General features: G+C 73.8%; 12 protein-coding genes. 4 read left to right on the plus strand and 8 right to left on the minus strand.

The annotated features are described in order from the left end of the window. Positions 1-17: 17 nt before the first annotated feature. The 5 genes from V1J52_RS00580 to V1J52_RS00600 all read right to left on the minus strand — a co-directional run bounded on the left by V1J52_RS00580 (position 18) and on the right by V1J52_RS00600 (position 6,373). Entirely contained in the window at positions 18-440 is a 423-nt protein-coding gene (locus V1J52_RS00580) for a carboxymuconolactone decarboxylase family protein (RefSeq protein WP_330137500.1), read from the minus strand. A gap of 73 nt (positions 441-513) precedes the next feature. After that, positions 514-1,875, minus strand: coding sequence for a pyridoxal phosphate-dependent aminotransferase (locus tag V1J52_RS00585; protein ID WP_330137501.1), 1,362 nt, complete (start codon positions 1,873-1,875; stop codon positions 514-516). Positions 1,876-1,940: 65 nt separating this feature from the next. After that, positions 1,941-3,353 (minus strand): amidase family protein, encoded by a 1,413-nt coding sequence (locus V1J52_RS00590; protein ID WP_330137502.1) that lies wholly within the window; start codon positions 3,351-3,353, stop codon positions 1,941-1,943. Next, the gene (locus V1J52_RS00595; RefSeq protein ID WP_330137503.1) at positions 3,343-4,149 is read right to left on the minus strand and encodes a tryptophan 2,3-dioxygenase family protein; all 807 of its coding nucleotides are present in this window, start codon (positions 4,147-4,149) and stop codon (positions 3,343-3,345) included. Before V1J52_RS00595 ends, V1J52_RS00590 begins: the two co-directional genes overlap by 11 nt. Positions 4,150-4,729: 580 nt before the next feature. Then, positions 4,730-6,373, minus strand: a complete 1,644-nt coding sequence (locus tag V1J52_RS00600) for a family 20 glycosylhydrolase (protein WP_330137504.1) — start codon at positions 6,371-6,373, stop codon at positions 4,730-4,732. 299 nt (positions 6,374-6,672) lie between these two features. On the opposite strand from V1J52_RS00600, the gene V1J52_RS00605 reads away from it, so the two are divergent. Both V1J52_RS00605 and V1J52_RS00610 read left to right on the plus strand, forming a co-directional pair. Continuing rightward, positions 6,673-7,965: a glycoside hydrolase family 1 protein gene (locus V1J52_RS00605; protein WP_330137505.1), complete on the plus strand. Its 1,293-nt coding sequence runs from the start codon at positions 6,673-6,675 to the stop codon at positions 7,963-7,965. Positions 7,966-7,975: 10 nt separating this feature from the next. Further along, entirely contained in the window at positions 7,976-8,560 is a 585-nt protein-coding gene (locus V1J52_RS00610; RefSeq protein ID WP_330137506.1) for a TetR/AcrR family transcriptional regulator, read from the plus strand. A gap of 40 nt (positions 8,561-8,600) precedes the next feature. Here V1J52_RS00610 and V1J52_RS00615 read toward each other — a convergent pair whose 3' ends face one another. Together V1J52_RS00615 and V1J52_RS00620 are read right to left on the minus strand one after the other, a co-directional pair. Further along, complete coding sequence (locus tag V1J52_RS00615) at positions 8,601-9,821, minus strand: serine hydrolase domain-containing protein (RefSeq protein ID WP_330137507.1); 1,221 nt, start codon at positions 9,819-9,821, stop codon at positions 8,601-8,603. Next, positions 9,818-12,151, minus strand: coding sequence for a glycoside hydrolase family 3 C-terminal domain-containing protein (locus tag V1J52_RS00620; protein ID WP_330137508.1), 2,334 nt, complete (start codon positions 12,149-12,151; stop codon positions 9,818-9,820). The genes V1J52_RS00615 and V1J52_RS00620 overlap by 4 nt, the downstream gene beginning before the upstream one ends. Before the next feature lie 326 nt (positions 12,152-12,477). On the opposite strand from V1J52_RS00620, the gene V1J52_RS00625 reads away from it, so the two are divergent. Further along, positions 12,478-13,401 carry an SGNH/GDSL hydrolase family protein gene (locus V1J52_RS00625; RefSeq protein ID WP_330137509.1) on the plus strand — a complete coding sequence of 308 codons (924 nt, stop codon included), beginning with the start codon at positions 12,478-12,480 and terminating at the stop codon, positions 13,399-13,401. On the opposite strand, the gene V1J52_RS00630 is transcribed toward V1J52_RS00625, so the two are convergent. Then, positions 13,391-14,056, minus strand: coding sequence for a TetR/AcrR family transcriptional regulator (locus tag V1J52_RS00630; RefSeq protein ID WP_330137510.1), 666 nt, complete (start codon positions 14,054-14,056; stop codon positions 13,391-13,393). The genes V1J52_RS00625 and V1J52_RS00630 overlap by 11 nt on opposite strands. Before the next feature lie 260 nt (positions 14,057-14,316). On the opposite strand from V1J52_RS00630, the gene V1J52_RS00635 reads away from it, so the two are divergent. After that, positions 14,317-15,846, plus strand: a complete 1,530-nt coding sequence (locus tag V1J52_RS00635; RefSeq protein ID WP_330137511.1) for an ABC transporter substrate-binding protein — start codon at positions 14,317-14,319, stop codon at positions 15,844-15,846.

The raw sequence follows: 15,846 nt of genomic DNA on the forward strand, positions 1-15,846 counted from the left end.
CCTCCTGGGAAGGGCGCTCACCCGCCCCCGGAATCAGGGCCTTCGGAGGCAGTCGGCCCGGCGGGGGCCTCCGCGTACTGCTTCACGTGCTCCAGTGCAGCGATCACGTGGGGGAAGCCGGCATAGGGGAGCGTCTGAAGCATGGCTTCGGAGACGTCTTCGAGCGACAGCCCCGCTTGGAGCGCCGAGTCGATGTTGGCGCCAGTCGCGGTGGCGGGGGCGCCGAGGGCGGTCAGGGCGGCGATGCGGACGAGGGCACGCTCCCGCAGAGGGAGCGCCGGCCGCGCCCAGACGTCGGCGAACGCGAATCCCGCCAGCAGGTCCCCGAAGTCGGGGGCGACGCTGTTGAGGTCGTTCGTCATGGCGTCACCGAGGTGGGGTGACAGGCGGCGCATCAGGGCACGACCGCGTTCCAGCCGGTTGTTCTCCTGCTCGTTCATATGCGCTCCTTCGAGCGGTCACTTCGTGGAGTGAATGGGGGAGTGCGTAGGCTGCCCTCCGGGAAGACGCCGGTCAGCGGACGGGCGCGGACGAAGCTGAGGGGACGGAGCAGGGGCTGGAGGCGGAAGAGACGTTCCAGCCGAGGCCCGCCGCCACCATGCGGTCCAGGGCCTGGCCGAGGTCGCTCCGCGGCGGTCCGAGGAAGAGCCGCACGTGGTCCTGGTCGCCGCGGTGGTGCTTGCCGGGTGTCGACATGCGGGCCTCACCGAGCAGCACGCCGCTGCGGTGCAGGCACCACGTGCGGTAGTCCTCCCGGGCGACGTGTTCGTCGAACCAGGGCGGGACGCGCAGGAGCAGGTAGGGGCCGCACGGTCCGGCGAAGTAGGAGCCCTCCGGATACCCCAGGTCGCGGGTGAGGCGCCGGGTGACCTCCGTCCGCTTCGCCGCGTACTCCTGCCGCTGGTGCTCCAGGTGGGCCCGACTGGCTCCGTCCTGGAGCCAGGTGGCCATCGCTGCTTGGAGGGGGACGGCCGAGACGAAGCAGTACTGCGGCAGCAGCCTCCCCAGAAGCTCTTCCAGAAGCGCGGGAGGGCCCGTTGTGGCACCGATCCCCCAGCCGTTGCAGTGGAACTGCTTGGACAGGGACCGCACCGCGAGCCAGGGCGGGCGTCGTGCGGCAGGCAGCGGGGCCAGTTCCTCCAGCAGGATCCGCAGGGCCGACGTGGGGGCGGTGTGCGGGTCGTGCAGGGCGTAGTAGGCGTCGTCGACGAGAATGGAACAGTCAGTCTCCAGGGCGGAGCGGATCATGGTACGCACGGTGGTGGCGTCCCAGTTGGCGCCGGTCGGATTGTGCTGGGCGTTGACCACCAGAAGCACCGGTCCGCGGGTCCTCGCGCGGGCCCCGCGCAGCAGTGTGCGCACCTCCTCGGCGTCGGGCTGGTAACAGGACCGCGACGTGACGGAGAAACTCCGCATGGTGTAGCCGACGGCGGTGAACACCCCGGAGTAGTCCCAGCCCGGTGAGGAGCAGACGGCCACCGGCCGCGCCGCGTCACCGTCCGCCCGCTCGGCGAGCAGGCGGGCGAAGTGGAACATGGCGTTGCGCGTGCCGTTCTGGGACACCGCGACGTCGTAGTCCTCACCGAGTACCGCCGCGTCCGGCAGGTGGTGATCCACTGGGATGCAGGAACGCAGAAGCCGCCGGAGCTCGGGGAGGCCGTAGGGCGTCAGGACGTACCCGTGGTGGTGCGGTGCGACGGCACGGGCCAGTGCCGAACGCAGCCCCTCAGCCGCCTGGTTCCAGGTCTCACCGAGGCTGAGGTAGATGATGTCGGTGGGGTCGAGCCCACATCGCTGGGCGCGTGCGAGCAGCTCCGCGTCCCCGTAGGGGTTGTACAGGTCGCCGGTGCCGGTGATGTCGTTCAGGGAGTGCATGGGTATTGCTCCTGACAGGCGTGGCAGGCTTGGCGGAAACGCGCGGGCGCATTCGCCCGGCGGGGTCAGCGGCGGTGGCCGGGGAGCAGCCACTCCCGTTCGCAGGCACGGGCGACCGCCAGCAGGCGTGCCTCGGTGCCGGGGGGCGCCTGAAGGTCGATGCCCAGGGGCAGGCCGGTTTCGTCACGGAGGGAAGGAAGGGTGATTGCCGGCCACCCGAGGACGCTGGAGATGTCGCAGTTGCGAACCAGCGCGGGAAAGGCCGGCTGGATCCGGCCGTTGTGGTCGATGCGGTCGCCGGGGAGCAGCCGCGGCGCGGTCATGGTGGTGGTGGGCACCACAAGGGCGTCGACCTGATGGGTGCGGAAGTAGTCGGACAGGGCGTGGCCCAGCGCCGCACGGCGGTCCAGAGCCTGCTGGTACGCGTCATACCGCACCCGCCGGGTGCGGAGAGGATCGAGGATCGCCCGGACGTCACGTCCGGCCACCTGGGCGGCCACCCCGTCGAACGACGACGGCAGCCCGGCCGCGGAGAGGTAGCGTTCCACGCCGGGGGGCGTTTCGTACAAGGTGATCGTCATTCCGCAGGCGGCCACGTGCTCATCCGTTCCGGCGGGGAGAGGTGCTTCGATGATCTGGGCCCCGGCCGCGTCGAGGCGGGCGAGACGCGTGTCGAAGGCGGTCCGCAGCGCCGCTGTCATGCCGAGCAGGAACGGCAGCCGAGGAGCGGCCAGCCGCATCCCGCGCACGTCCGCGGCCCGCCCGTCCCCGAAGGCGGGAGGTCGCTTGCCCAGGACGCGGTCCAGCACCTGCACGTCCGCCACGCTCCGGGCGAGTACCCCGATGGTGTCCCGGGTCCATGACACCGGCACCACCCCGTCCCCCGGGTAGGCGCCGGTGGTCGGCCGAAACCCGACCAGTCCGCACAGCGCCGCGGGAACGCGCACCGAGCATCCCGTCTCCGTGCCGATGGCGGCGGTGGTCATACCGGCGGCGACGGCGGCCGCGCAGCCCCCGCTGCTACCGCCCGCAATGCGCTCGGGCCGCAGCGGATTGCGCACTCGCCCGTAGGCCGCGTTGTCGCTCGTCGCTCCGTACGCCAGCTCGTGCATGTTGCACTTGCCAATCACCAGAGCACCTGCGGCACGCAGCGCCGCCACCGCCCGTGCGTCCCGCTGGGGCCGGTGCCGCCGGAGCCCAGGTGTCCCCGCCGTCGTCGCGAAACCGGCCGTGTCGATGTTGTCCTTGACGCCCAGAACCACGCCGTGCAGCGGCAGGGACTCCGGCTGCTGGCAGCGGTCGGACGCTGCGGCTGCCGACAGCGCAGCCGCCACGTCCACCTGCGTGAACGCCTGGAGCGCCGTCCCGCGCCGCGTAGCGACAGCACACGCGCGCACCTGCTCGGTCGCCGTTGTATCCCCCGCCAGGACGGCGGCACGCACGCTCGTCACACCAGCCGGACCGACCTCAGTGCTCATGGCCGGCTTCCGGCCCGCGCCCCAGCGCCGCCGGAGAACCGAACGGGCAGCGGGCGCCGTCCGCCGCCGGCCCGCCGGCGTCCTCGTGCTGCCGGGAGATGCGGGACCGCAGCCAGTCGGCACCGCTGGTCCCCCCGGTTCCCTCCTCGTCCCCCAGCATGCTCTGCACCAGGGCGGCGTGAGCCACCTGCCAGTCACACACTTCGTGCCACAGGCAGTCGAGTTCGGCGCTGACGTCCGACGGCACCGATTCCTGCGCCCCCGCCGCCCGTTTCACCGCCTGCCTGAGGGGGCTGGTGTCCGAGGCGACTCCGAGCAGCTCGAACAGGTCGGCGAACTGACGGGACTGAGCGCCACTGGCCTCCCCCAGCGCCGTGCGGAAGGCGTGGAAATGCTGTCGAGGGAGATGCTGGAGTACGTGCAGGTGCCCGCCGAGGAGGGTGATCACCCCACCGGCGCGCCTAAGACGCGTCCGTGCCCCGGCCCAGTTCCAGTCGTCCGTGCCGCTGGCACGGACGACGGCGAGCAGGTCGCCGAGTGCTTGGCGCAGCAACAGCTCCGTCGACTGGTGCACCACGATGAAGAAGTGCTCGGACGACCGGATCGCCGCCCCCTGACTCCGGCTTCGGGGCTCCTGCAGGGTCAGGAGATCCGGCAGGTGCAGGTAATCCGCGTACTCGTTTCCGTTCATGTGCATTACCTCGGAAGAGTCGTCCGTGCTCGGGGGTGTCCCGCACCGGGGTGAGGAGGGCTGGAGGCCGAGGAATCGCTCTGCTCCTGGAACCGTGCCGTCCATACCGGCCAGCGGGCCGCGCGGTCCTGTGACATGCCGACCGCTCGGTGTCCGGTCCACCACAGGGCGAGTGCCCGGGGCAGGAAGCGCGGAACGGCGAGTTCCGGCCGAAGCCCGGCTGCGGACCGCTCTGCTGGCGCATCGGGAAGTGCCCGGTCACCGCGTCGGCACGCGAGGAGCTGCCCGTGGTCCGGGAGGGGTCGGTAAACGCGTGCAGCCGCGCTCCGACTGCTGCAGCCCTCCGGTTCGGAAGGGCCGGGCACAGGTCCGCGGGTGTTCCCGGGCACCGGGCCCGGCGTGTGTGGCCCCGGCCGGGTGGGCATGGCGGGTGCCACGCCCCTGTGGCTGGGACCTGATGGTGGATTCCGCGTCGTCCTCGACGGGCCGGGCGTCGATGCCGGCCCGTAGCATCACGGTGGGGCCGGGGCCGGGGAGCAGGACGGCGGCGACGCCGGTGCGCAACTCCCGTCCGGACAGCGCGGGGTGGCGGTGGAGGTCCTGGTGGAGCGCGGCGTGCCGGGCAGGAACGTCGCGGTCCGGTCGTCGGGTAGGCGGTGGCGCACCCGGGCGTGACCGGGCCCGGTCACGTCCAGGGGATCTCCGTGGAGGCCAGGTAGGCCAGGCCCCGCTCCTCCCAGAGCCGCCCGTGGCGGGCGACGCGGGTCCGGTGGTCCTCCCACCGTGGTGCCCGGCCACTCCACGCGGTCTCCGCGACGGAGGCGAGGCGGGGCAGCAGCAGGGTGGTCAGGTCGTCGATCCCGCCGACCGACTCGCCGAAGAGCGTGGCTTCGACTCCGGCGATCCGCTCCTCGGGGATCCCGTGGGAGGCCGGGTCCCACTCCGCTGTGTGCCGGACGTCGCGCGGCCGGTAGGCCGGGAAGCCCAGGCGGGCGGCGGCCCCCTGACGGGGCGGCGTCACGTCCGGGCTGTAGGGGCGGTCCAGGTAGAGGTGGGACTGCGGGGACAGCAGGACGCGTCCGCCTCCGTCCACGGTGCGGGCGGCGTCGTGGTCGGCGGGGGCGAAGAACGTCTTGAGGGCCCTGATGAGGTCGAGGGTGTGCCCGGCCGCGAGCAGTTCGGGCCTGCGGTCGAGTTCCTCCTGCGTGTCGGGCAGGTCCATCATCGGCACGTCCACCCAGAACTGGACGACGTCGCCGGGCTCGATCCCGGCGCGTGAGGACTCCTGCCACGCCAGCGGCCGTTTGCCGCGGGCCCGCACCAGGGCGCGCAGCTCGCGTACCGCGAGGGCGAAGCTGTCCGGGGTCATGCCGAAGGACTCGTCCCCGCCGACGTGTACGAAGGGGCCGGTGGTGAGGCGGCACACGTCGGTGAGGATCGCTTCGACGGCCGCACGGGTGGCCGGGTCGGCGAGGTCCAGCGGGGGGACGAACGGGAAGCGGCCCGTGAGGCCCTCCGGGGCGGGGGCGGGCGGCAGTTCCGGCAGGGCCGCTCGCAGGGCGGCGCAGTGGCCCGGCAGGTCGATCTCGGGGACGACGGTCACGAAGCGCTCGGCCGCGTACCGCTGGAGGGCGCGGTAGTCCTCGGCGGTGTAGAAGTCCCGCGGGGCGTCCTCGCTGCCGGGTGCGGTGTCCCCGGTGCCGGTGTTCCCGGGGGCGGTCAGCTCGGGCATGGCGGGCAGGTCCAGGCGCCAGCCCTCGTTGTCCGTCAGGTGCAGGTGCAGCACGTTCAGCTTGTACAGCGCGGCGAGGTCGATGACGCGGCACAGTTCGTCCGGGGTGAGGTAGCCGCGCGCCGGATCGACCAGCAGGCCGCGCCAGGCGTAGTGCGGGGCGTCGGTGAACTCCTGGTACGGGATCGCGCCGTCGGACGCGGCGATGAGCTGGAGCGCCGTGGTGGCGGCCCGGAAGACGCCCTCGGCGGTGGCGGCCCGGCAGGAGATCCCGTGCCCGGTGACCGCCAGGCGGTAGGACTGGTCCGGGGGGCGGGCGGCGCCGCACGGGGAGACGCCCACGGGGTCGCGGTGCGGTGCCGTCGGCGCGTCGTCGAGGGCGAGTCCGAGGGTGAGGACGGTTCCGGGGGCGCCGTCATTCCGGTCCAGCGGCAGCAGGCGGTCGCCCAGGTGCGGTCCCAGCAGCGCGTGCACGGCCCCGGCCACCGGGGTGAGCCGGTCGTCGGCGGCGCGGACCCGCCAGGGGCCCGCGGTCGGCAGCGTCCCGCCGGCCGCCGCCGGCGTGCGGCGTGCGGGGCGGGGGATGACGGCGTCCATGGTGGCCTCCACGGTAGTGCGGGGCCGGTCTGCGGCCCGGGTGGGTGCGGTCGGCCCAGGTGGCGTCGGCTTTCCGGCCGGTGCGGGCGTCGGCCCGAGGGCCCGGCGTCCTCGTCAGGGAGGGGCCGGGCCCCGGGGGTGCCGGGGCCCGGCGGGAGGGCGGTGCTCCCGCGCCGCGGCCTCTTCCTGCCGACCCGGTACCACCTGTACGCTAACACGAAAACCGATCAATGAACGCTTTTCATGAGGTCGTGGGCCGGGCGCCCGCCGCCCGGCTCCGACGCGGAAGGAACTCACGCATGACGCCCTCGACCGACACCGGTCTCGTGCTGCCGGACGGCTTCCTCATGGGAGCCTCCACCTCCGCCCACCAGGTCGAGGGGAACAACGTCTCCAGCGACTGGTGGGCCATCGAGAACCGGCCGGACAGCTTCGTCGCCGAGCGCAGCGGGGACGCCGCGGACAGCTTCCACCGCTGGCCCGAGGACATGGACCTGCTGAGCGGACTCGGGTTCAACGCCTACCGGTTCAGCATCGAGTGGGCCCGCATCGAGCCCGAGCGGGGACGGGTGTCGCGGGCCGCCGTCGAGCACTACCGCGCCATGGTGCGCGGGGCCCTGGAGCGCGGCCTGACGCCGGTGGTGACGCTGCACCACTTCACCTCGCCGCGGTGGTTCAGCGAACTCGGCGGCTGGACGTCGCCGGAGTCGGCCGGCCTCTTCGCGGCCTACGCCGAGGTGGCCGCCGAAATCCTGGCGGCGGGCGTCCGCCACGTCGCCACGATCAACGAACCGAACATGATCGCGCTGATGCACACCCTGATGCGCCGGGCCGCCCGGCGGACGGACGCCGGGACCGGCGCGGCGCCGGGCGGGGAGCACGCGGGCGCCGCGGCCCACGGCCCCGGAGCCGCCGAACCGGACGCCGGGGTCACCCGGGCGCTGATCCGGGCCCACCGGGCCGCCTTCGCCGTCCTGAAGGAGGCCGACCCGGCCCTGCGGATCGGCTGGACGGTCGCCAACCAGGTGTACCACCCCGCGCCGGGCGCGGAGGAGAGTGCCGCCGCGTACGCCTGGCCGCGCGAGGACGTCTTCCTGGAGGCCGCCCGCGAGGACGACTGGGTCGGCGTGCAGGCGTACACCCGCCACCTGATCGGCCCGGACGGGCCGCTGCCGGTACCGCCGGGCGCCGGTACGACGCTGACCGGCTGGGAGATCTACCCCGAGGCGCTGGGCGAGGCGGTGCGGCACACGGCCGCCGTGGTCGGGCCCCGCGTCCCCCTGCTGGTCACCGAGAACGGCATCGCCACCGGCGACGACGACCTGCGCATCGCGTACACCGGGGACGCCCTGGCGAGTCTGGCCTCGGCCATGCGCGACGGCGCGGACGTCCGCGGCTACCTGCACTGGAGCGCGCTGGACAACTACGAGTGGGGCTCCTACCGGCCGACGTTCGGCCTCGTCGCGGTCGACCCCCGCACCTTCGCCCGCACACCCAAGCCGTCGGCCCGCTGGCTGGGCTCCCTGGCCCGCTCCGGACGGCTCCCCGCCGGCCGGGCCGCCGCCCCCGCCGGTGCCCTCATCACGGGTTAGGCTGACCGCCATGGCGAAACGGGGCCCGTACGAGAAGGGCGAGGCGAAACGCGCCGAGATCCTGCACGCAGCTCTGGAGATCTTCGCGGCCGAGGGGTACCGGGGCACCTCCCTGCGGAAGGTGGCCGCCAGGTGCAACCTGAGCCTGCCCGGCCTGATGCACTACTTCGGCTCCAAGGAGGACCTGCTCACGCAGGTGCTGCGCATGCGCGACGAGACGGCCCGGCTGCGGCAGGACGAGCGCACCGACCCCGAGAGCTACCGGGAGATCATCCGGGAGGGTGCGAAGACCCCCGGCCTGGTGGAGCTGTTCGTGTCCATGGCGGCGGCGGCCGGCGACCCCGCCCACCCGGCGCACCGGCACTTCGCCGAGCGCTATCCGGCGCTGCGGGAGCGGGTCGCCGCGTTCGTGCAGGAGCGGATGGACGAGGGGCGGATGACCACCGTGATCCCCGCCGAACGGCTGGCGGTCCTGCTGCTGGCGGTGGCCGACGGCATCCAGTTGCAGTGGCTCATCGACCGCTCGGTGGACATGGAACAGCCGGTCGACGACCTCATGCGGCTTCTCGGGCCGGCGCGGGCGGCCGGTACCTGACCGGGCGGAGCCGCCCGGCCCCGGCGGGGCCGGGCGGCTCTCAGCCCGTGCCGGTGACGCCCGCCGCCTGCCGGACGGCCGCCGTCCATCCCGTCCAGCGCGGGTCGGGGCCCGCTGCGGGGTCCCACGACATCGCCGTACAGACGTATCCGACGGCCAGTCCGCTCTCCGGGTGCGCCATGCCGAGGCGTCCGCCCGCTCCGGCATGGCCGAAGGAGCCCTCGCCCAGCAGGGGGTTGCCGGGGCGGGGCAGCTCGAAGCCGAGCCCGAAGCGGGAGCGGTCGGGACCGTCGAGCCGGTGCAGGGGCGCCGGCGGCGGCAGGTGGTCGGTGTGCGGGGCGCGTGCCCGGTCGACGGCGGCGTCCGACAGCAGCCGCACTCCGCCGACCGGGCCGATGAGCGCCGCGTACAGCCGTGAGAGGGACCGGGCGTTGCCGATGCCGCCCGCTGCGGGGAACTCCGCGGCCCTGCCCCGGCGCGTGCCGAACGCCTCGGTCGCCGCGGTCAGTTCGGCCGCCGACGCGCCCAGGGCGGTGGCCAGCCGGTCGTCCGGGGCAAGACCGAGCCTGCCGATCGCCGCCGCGACCTGGCCCGGGGTGGGCGCGGGCCGGACGGCGGACTGCGGGACGAAGCGGCGCTCCTCCCGCTGCGGCAGCCCGATCCACAGGTCCAGTCCCAGCGGCGCGGCCACCTCCCGGGCGAGGAAGGCGCCGATGCTCGCCCCCGTGACCCGGCGGACGACCTCGCCGATCAGGTGGCCCTGGGTGAGGGGGTGGTAGAGGAAGGCGGTCCCCGGCTCCCACACCGGCCGCATCGCGGCGAGGGCGCGGACGCGCGCCTCCGCGTCGAGCAGTCCGGGCAGCCTGACGCCCCCGGCCTCGTCGGTGAAGGCGGGCAGCCCCGCGCGGTGGGCGAGGAGGTCGGCCACCGTCGTGTCCGCCTTGCCGCCCGCCGCGAACCGCGGCCAGTAGCGTGCGACGGGGGCGTGCAGGTCCAGGGTTCCGCGCTGGCTCAGCAGGTGGGCGCAGACGGCGGTCAGGCCCTTCGACACGGACATCAGGACGCTCACCGACTCCGGCCCGAACCGCGTCCCGGCTCTCGTCGCCGGGCCTTCGGACCACAGGTCCACGACCAGCCGGCCACGGTGGTGGACGGCGAGCTGGGCGGCGCCCGGGTCGTGCGCCTGGCCGTGCGCGAAGGCGTCCCGCACGGCCTCCCAGCCGGGCCGCACGCTCCCGCCCACCGGCTGGTGCCGGCTCACCCCTCGTGCCCGTCCCGGCCGGCGGCGAGGGCGGTCAGTTCCGCCACGTCCGCGGGTCCCACGGGGCTCTGCGGGAAGTCGGCGATCACGTCGAGCGGTATCCCGGCGAGGAAGCGCCGCATCACCGGGTCGTCCATGGCGCCCGGCCCCGCCCCCCGCGCCCCGGTGCGGGCGAACCGTGCCGCGAGCAGCGGCCCGCCCACCGGGTGGTGCAGCCACTCCGCGAGCGTGTTGCGTCCGTCCAGCCGCAGGCGGGAGGGGTCACCGGCGACGGTCACCTCGGCCGACTGGCGGATGTCGCGCGAGGAGGCGCCGGCCTCGATGCGGTAGACCCCGCCCTCCACCCGGCTGCCGCCCTCGCGCTCGCTGTAGTACGCGAGGGCCTCGCGGTCCAGCCGCACCACCACCTCGGCGCTCTCCCCGGGGGCGAGGGTCACCGAGGCGAAGCCGCGCAGTTCCCTGGGCGGCCGGGCGACCGCGGAGGCGTCCGGACCGCTGCTGTAGACCTGGACGACCTCGCGCCCGGCGCGTCCACCGGTGTTGGTGACGGTCACCGTCACGGTGTGGCCGCCGTCCCCGTCCTCGGCCACGCGCATCCGGGAGTAGGCGAACGTGGTGTAGGACAGTCCGTGGCCGAAGGGGAAGGCGACCTCGCAGCGGCGGGCGTCGTAGCCGCGGTATCCGACGAAGACGCCCTCGCCGTACCGGACCCGGCCCTCCTCCCCGGGGAAGTGGAGGTGGCTGGGCGAGTCCTCCAGGCGCAGCGGGATGGTCTCGGCCAGCTTGCCGGACGGGTTGGCCGCTCCGAACAGCACCCGGGCGAGCGCGCCGCCGCCGGCCTGGCCGAGCAGCCAGCCCTCGACCAGTGCGGGCACGGCCGTGTGCCAGGGCGCCGTCCGCACGACGCCGCCGTTGGACAGCACGACGACGACGCGCGGGTTCACCGCGACGGTCCGCTCCAGCAGGCGCAGCTGGGCCGGTGGCAGGTCGATGTGGTCGCGGTCGAAGCCCTCCGACTCGTCCTGGGCGGCGAGCCCGAGGAAGAGCACCACGGTGTCGCTCGCGGACGCGAGCCGTACGGCGTCCTCCGCCAGCTCCGCCGCGGGGGCCGGGTCCTGGGCCGGGTCCGCGGACGCCGGTGCGGGGTCCGCGAGCGCGTAGCCGGGGGCGAAGTCCACCCGGGCGCCGCCGGCCAGTGCGCGCAGGCCGTCGAGCGGCGTCTCCAGCCGGGTCGGCGTCACCTGGGAGCTGCCCGCACCCTGGTAGCGGGGGGTGCGGGCCAGTTCGCCGATGACCGCCAGCGTGCCACGGGCGGGGTCGAGGGGCAGCAGCCCGCCGTCGTTCTTCAGCAGTACGACGCACCGTTCCGCGGCCTGACCCGCGAGACGGTGGTGCTCCTCGCCGGGCGCCGTCCCGCGGGCCGGGGGCGCGCCGTCCGTCACGCGCCGGGCGAAGCGGACGAGCCGTTCCACGGCGGCGTCGAGCACCGCCTCGTCGAGACCGCCGCCGCGCACCGCGGCCTCGACCTCGCGGTCGGTGCGCCCGTCCGTGCCCGGCATCTGGAGGTCGAGTCCCGCGCGCAGTGCGGCGACCCGGTCGCGTACCGCGCCCCAGTCGGACATGACGACGCCGTCGAAGCCCCATTCGGTCCGCAGGACGTCCGTGAGGAGACGGGCGTTCTGCGCCAGGGGGACGCCGTTGACCGCGTTGTACGCGGCCATGACGGACCAGGGGCGGTCGCGGCGGACGATGCGTTCGAAGGCCCGCAGGTAGATCTCCCGCAGCGGGCGCTCGTCGATGTCGGCGCTGACGCGCATGCGGTCGGTTTCCTGGTTGTTGGCCGCGTAGTGCTTGAGCGCCGCCCCGACGCCCGCCTCCTGGAGGCCGCGGACCATGGCCCCGCCCAGTTCGGCGGTGAGGAGCGGGTCCTCCGAGAAGTACTCGAAGTTGCGTCCGCACAGCGGGGACCGCTTGATGTTGATGCCGGGCCCGAGGACGACGCGCACGCCGTGCGCGGTCGCCTCCGCGGCGATCGCGTCCGCGACGCGGCGGGCGAGTTCCGGGTCCCAGCTGCTGCCGAGCGCCACGGCGGGCGGGAAGCAGGTGGCGGGGGCCGCGCTGTGCAGGTCGAGCTGCCCCCCGTCGCCGCTCTCCTTCGGCAGCCGCAGCCCGTGCGGGCCGTCGGACAGGGTGACGGCGGGGATGCCGGAGGCCGGGACGGCGGTGGTGACGAAGTCGCCGGCGCCGCTGGTCAGCGACGCCTTCTCGGCGAGGGAGAGCCGGGGCAGGGCCGGGTCCGGGGCCGGGGGCGGTGGGGTGTGCGAAGTCATACGGCGTACCTGTCCGGGTCTTGGCGGACGGGGAGCGGCCGGCGCTCGCGGTGGCGGGCCGGCGTCCCCGGGGCGAGCGAGGCAGTCCGGTCTGCCCCGGCGGCCCCGCGATCCGAAAACCGTAAGGTGATCGGTTTTCACTGTCAAGGGTGCGGGTCCGCCGGCGGGTGCGGGGCGGCGGGTGACCGGTCCGCACCCGCGCAGACCTATTGACGGCTAGAAACCGATCACCTTACGGTTTTCGAGCTCGGCCGCGCCGCCGCGAGACGACCCCACCTGCCGCGGCCGCGCCGTCCTTCTCCCTTCCCGCGAAACGAGGAACGGCCATGCCCGCAACCGTCCAGCACCCCGCTCCGCTCCCCGGCGCCTCCCGCCCGGCGGCACGCGCCGGGATCGCCGCCGTCGCCGCCCTCGCCGCCCTGGCCTCCGCGGCCCCCGCCGCCTTCGCGGCGCCCGTGGAGCACCGCCTCGGCGGGCAGGCCGCCGAGGACGTGCGCTACGTCGCGCTCGGCGACTCCTTCAGCTCCGGCCCCGGCGTCCCCGAACAGACCGACGCGGTGTGCGGACGCTCATCGAGCAACTACCCGTCCCTGGTGGCCGACGCGGTCGGCGCGGCCTCGTTCACCGACGTGACCTGCGCGGGAGCCGAGACCAGCCACATGGCGGCCAGCCAGGAGCCGGTCCCGCCGCAGCTCGACGCGCTGCGCCCCGACACGACCCTGGTCACCCTCGGCGTCGGCGGCAACGACCTGGACCTGACCGGCGTGATCACGCGCTGCGTGCTCCTGGGGTACCTGGCCCCGCAGGGCTCGCCCTGCAAGCGGAGCTTCACCCTGTTCGGCACCGACGAGATCGGTGCCCGCGTCAACGCCACGGCGCCGAGGATCGAAGCGGTCCTGGCGGAGATCCACGCCCGGTCCCCGCAGGCGGAGGTGCTCCTCGTGGGCTACCCGGCGCTCTTCCCCGACGACGGCACGGCGTGCCGTCAGACGGTCCCGCTCGCCACGGGCGACTTCCCCTGGGTCAGGGACAAGGAGAAGCAGCTCAACGCGATGCTCGCCCAGCAGGCCGGGGCCCACGGCGCCACCTACGTGGACACCTACGGCCCGTCGGTCGGGCACGACGTGTGCAAGCCCGCGGGCACCCGCTGGATCGAGCCCGAGGACACCGCGCAGGGGGCCGGGTTCCACCCCAACGCGGCCGGTCACCGGAGCATGGCCGATGCGGTCCTCGCGTCCGTCACGGGCTGACGCCGCCGCCTTCCGCACCGGCTGCGGGCCCCAGCCCGAGCCGGTGCAGGAAGTCGGTCACCAGGTCCTCCATCACGACGGCGTCCGGTTCCAGCAGCCACTGGGTCTGCAAGCCGTCCATCAGCGCCAGCAGTTGCCTGGCCGTGACGGCCGGGTCGCCCTGCACGGGCGGACGGGACGCGGCCTGGAGGGCCTCGACCAGCACGGTCAGCTCTTCGCGGAGGACGCGGTAGCGCTCCCGGAAGTAGTGGTGCGCGGGATGTCCGGGGTCGGTGGCCTCGGCGGACAGCTTCGCGTAGAGCGCGACGAGGCCGGGGGTGCGGCTGTTGCGCACCACCAGGCCGACCAGCCGGCGCAGGCGCTCGTCCGGGCCGGGTTCGGGGGCGCCCGGATGGGTGATGCCGGGGAAGACCGCTTGCGCGTCGGTCCTGTCGCGGCGGCCCAGCACCTCGATGAGCAGGGAGTCCTTGCCGGGGAAGTGGTGCAGCAGTCCGGCGTGGGTCAGTCCGGCGTGCGCGGCGATGTCGCGCAGCGACACGGCGTGGAAGCCGGAGCGGGAGAACAGTTCGGTCGCGGAGTCGAGGATGCGGGCCCGGGTGCGCTCGCCCTTGGGGGAGCGGGGCGGGGGGGTCTCGGACTCGGGGGGCTCGCTCAACTCGGCGGTCTCCTGCTGGCATCGGGGCGCGGCGCGCGGGGTGCGTCCGGCCCGGGCGGGCTGTGGAACAGCACGTTACGGCGTGGGACGGCGGGTGCCCGGGCCGGGAGGACCGGCCGGTCCCGCGACCGGAGCGCGCCAGAACTTACCAGTCGGTTAATTTGCGTGCGGAAAAACCTACCAACTGGTTAATTCCGCATGTAGGCTCACCGCCAATCCCGGCCGGGCGACTGCCCGGCTCTCCAGACGGAGCACACCTCATGAGCAGAACCACCCGAAGCGGAGCCCTCGCCGCCTGCGTGGCGGCGTCCCTCGTCCTCGCGGGATGCGCCGACTCCGGCACCGCTGGCGCCGGGTCGTCGACCCTGAACGTCGCGACGCTGACCTTTCCCCAGAGCCTGGACCCGACGCAGGCCGTCGGCAGCGCCCTGCCGTTCTTCCAGGCGACGTACGACACGCTCGTCAAGCGGGAACCGGACGGCGGCTTCAGCCCGATGCTCGCCACCGAGTGGGAGTACGACGCCGACCGCACCGGACTGAGCCTCACCCTGCGCAAGGACGTGAAGTTCGCCGACGGCACGGCCTTCGACGCCGCGGCGGTCAAGGCGAACATGGAACGCTTCAAGGAGGGCGGCGGCGCCGACGCGAAGTGGCTGAACGATCTGGAGTCGGTCCAGGTCGTCGACCCCGCACACGTGACGCTGCACCTCAAGCAGCCCAACCCCGCCATGCTCTTCTACCTGAGCGACGCGGCCGGACTGATGGCGAACCCGGCGAAGTTCGGGCAGGGCGACAGCCTCAAGACCACCCCCGACGGCACCGGCCCCTACCGCCTGGACCAGGCGAAGACGACCATCGGCACCCGGTGGGTCTACGAGCGCAACGAGGACTACTGGGGCGAGCGGCTTCCGTACGACAACCTCACGATCAGCTTCTTCGACAACGAGACGGCCATCGTCAACGGCCTGAAGACCGGGCAGGTGAACGCGGCCCTGCTCCAGACCGCCGACCAGCAGGTCGCCATCGAGTCCGATCCCGGGATGGAGACGGTGGAGCAGGCGTTCGACTTCCAGGGCCTGCTGCTCTTCGACCGCGACGGAAAGCTGGCACCGGCCCTGAAGGACTCCCGCGTCCGCCAGGCGCTGAACTACGCGGTCGACCGCAAGACCATGCTGAGCGTCATCCGCCAGGAGCGCGGCCAGATCACCAGCCAGGTCTTCGGCCCCGACACCCAGGGCTACGACGAGAAGCTGGACACGTACTACTCCCACGACCCGGCCAGGGCGAAGAAGCTCCTCGCGGAGGCGGGCTACGCCGAGGGCTTCACGCTGAAGCTCCCGCGCATCACCGCGATCGTCAACGACGCCCTCGCCACCTCCCTCGCCACGGACTTCGAGGCCGTCGGCGTCGACCTCGTCTGGGACGAACTCGACGGCGGCACGGCGATCCAGAAGGTGTTCACCGACCGCGCCTACCCCGGCATGGTCATGAACATCGGCCAGGCCGCGTCCGACTGGATCGTGGTCAACGAACTGGTCACCCCCGGCGCGTTCAACATGTTCGGCACCACCGACCCCACCGTGCGGAAGCTGATCCCCGAGATCCAGGCCGGAGTGGACGAGCAGGCCGGGCGGGCCGCCCGGGAGCTGAACGCACACCTCGTGCGGGAGGGCTGGTTCGTGCCCTTCTACCGGATGACCTACCTGCACGTCTCGGACGGCACGGTGGAGATCACCCCGCAGTCCGGCATGGCCGCGCCGTCGATCTACAACTACGCCCCCGTCGAGTGA

Source organism: Streptomyces solitudinis (genome assembly GCF_036323765.1).
Classification (GTDB): domain Bacteria; phylum Actinomycetota; class Actinomycetes; order Streptomycetales; family Streptomycetaceae; genus Streptomyces.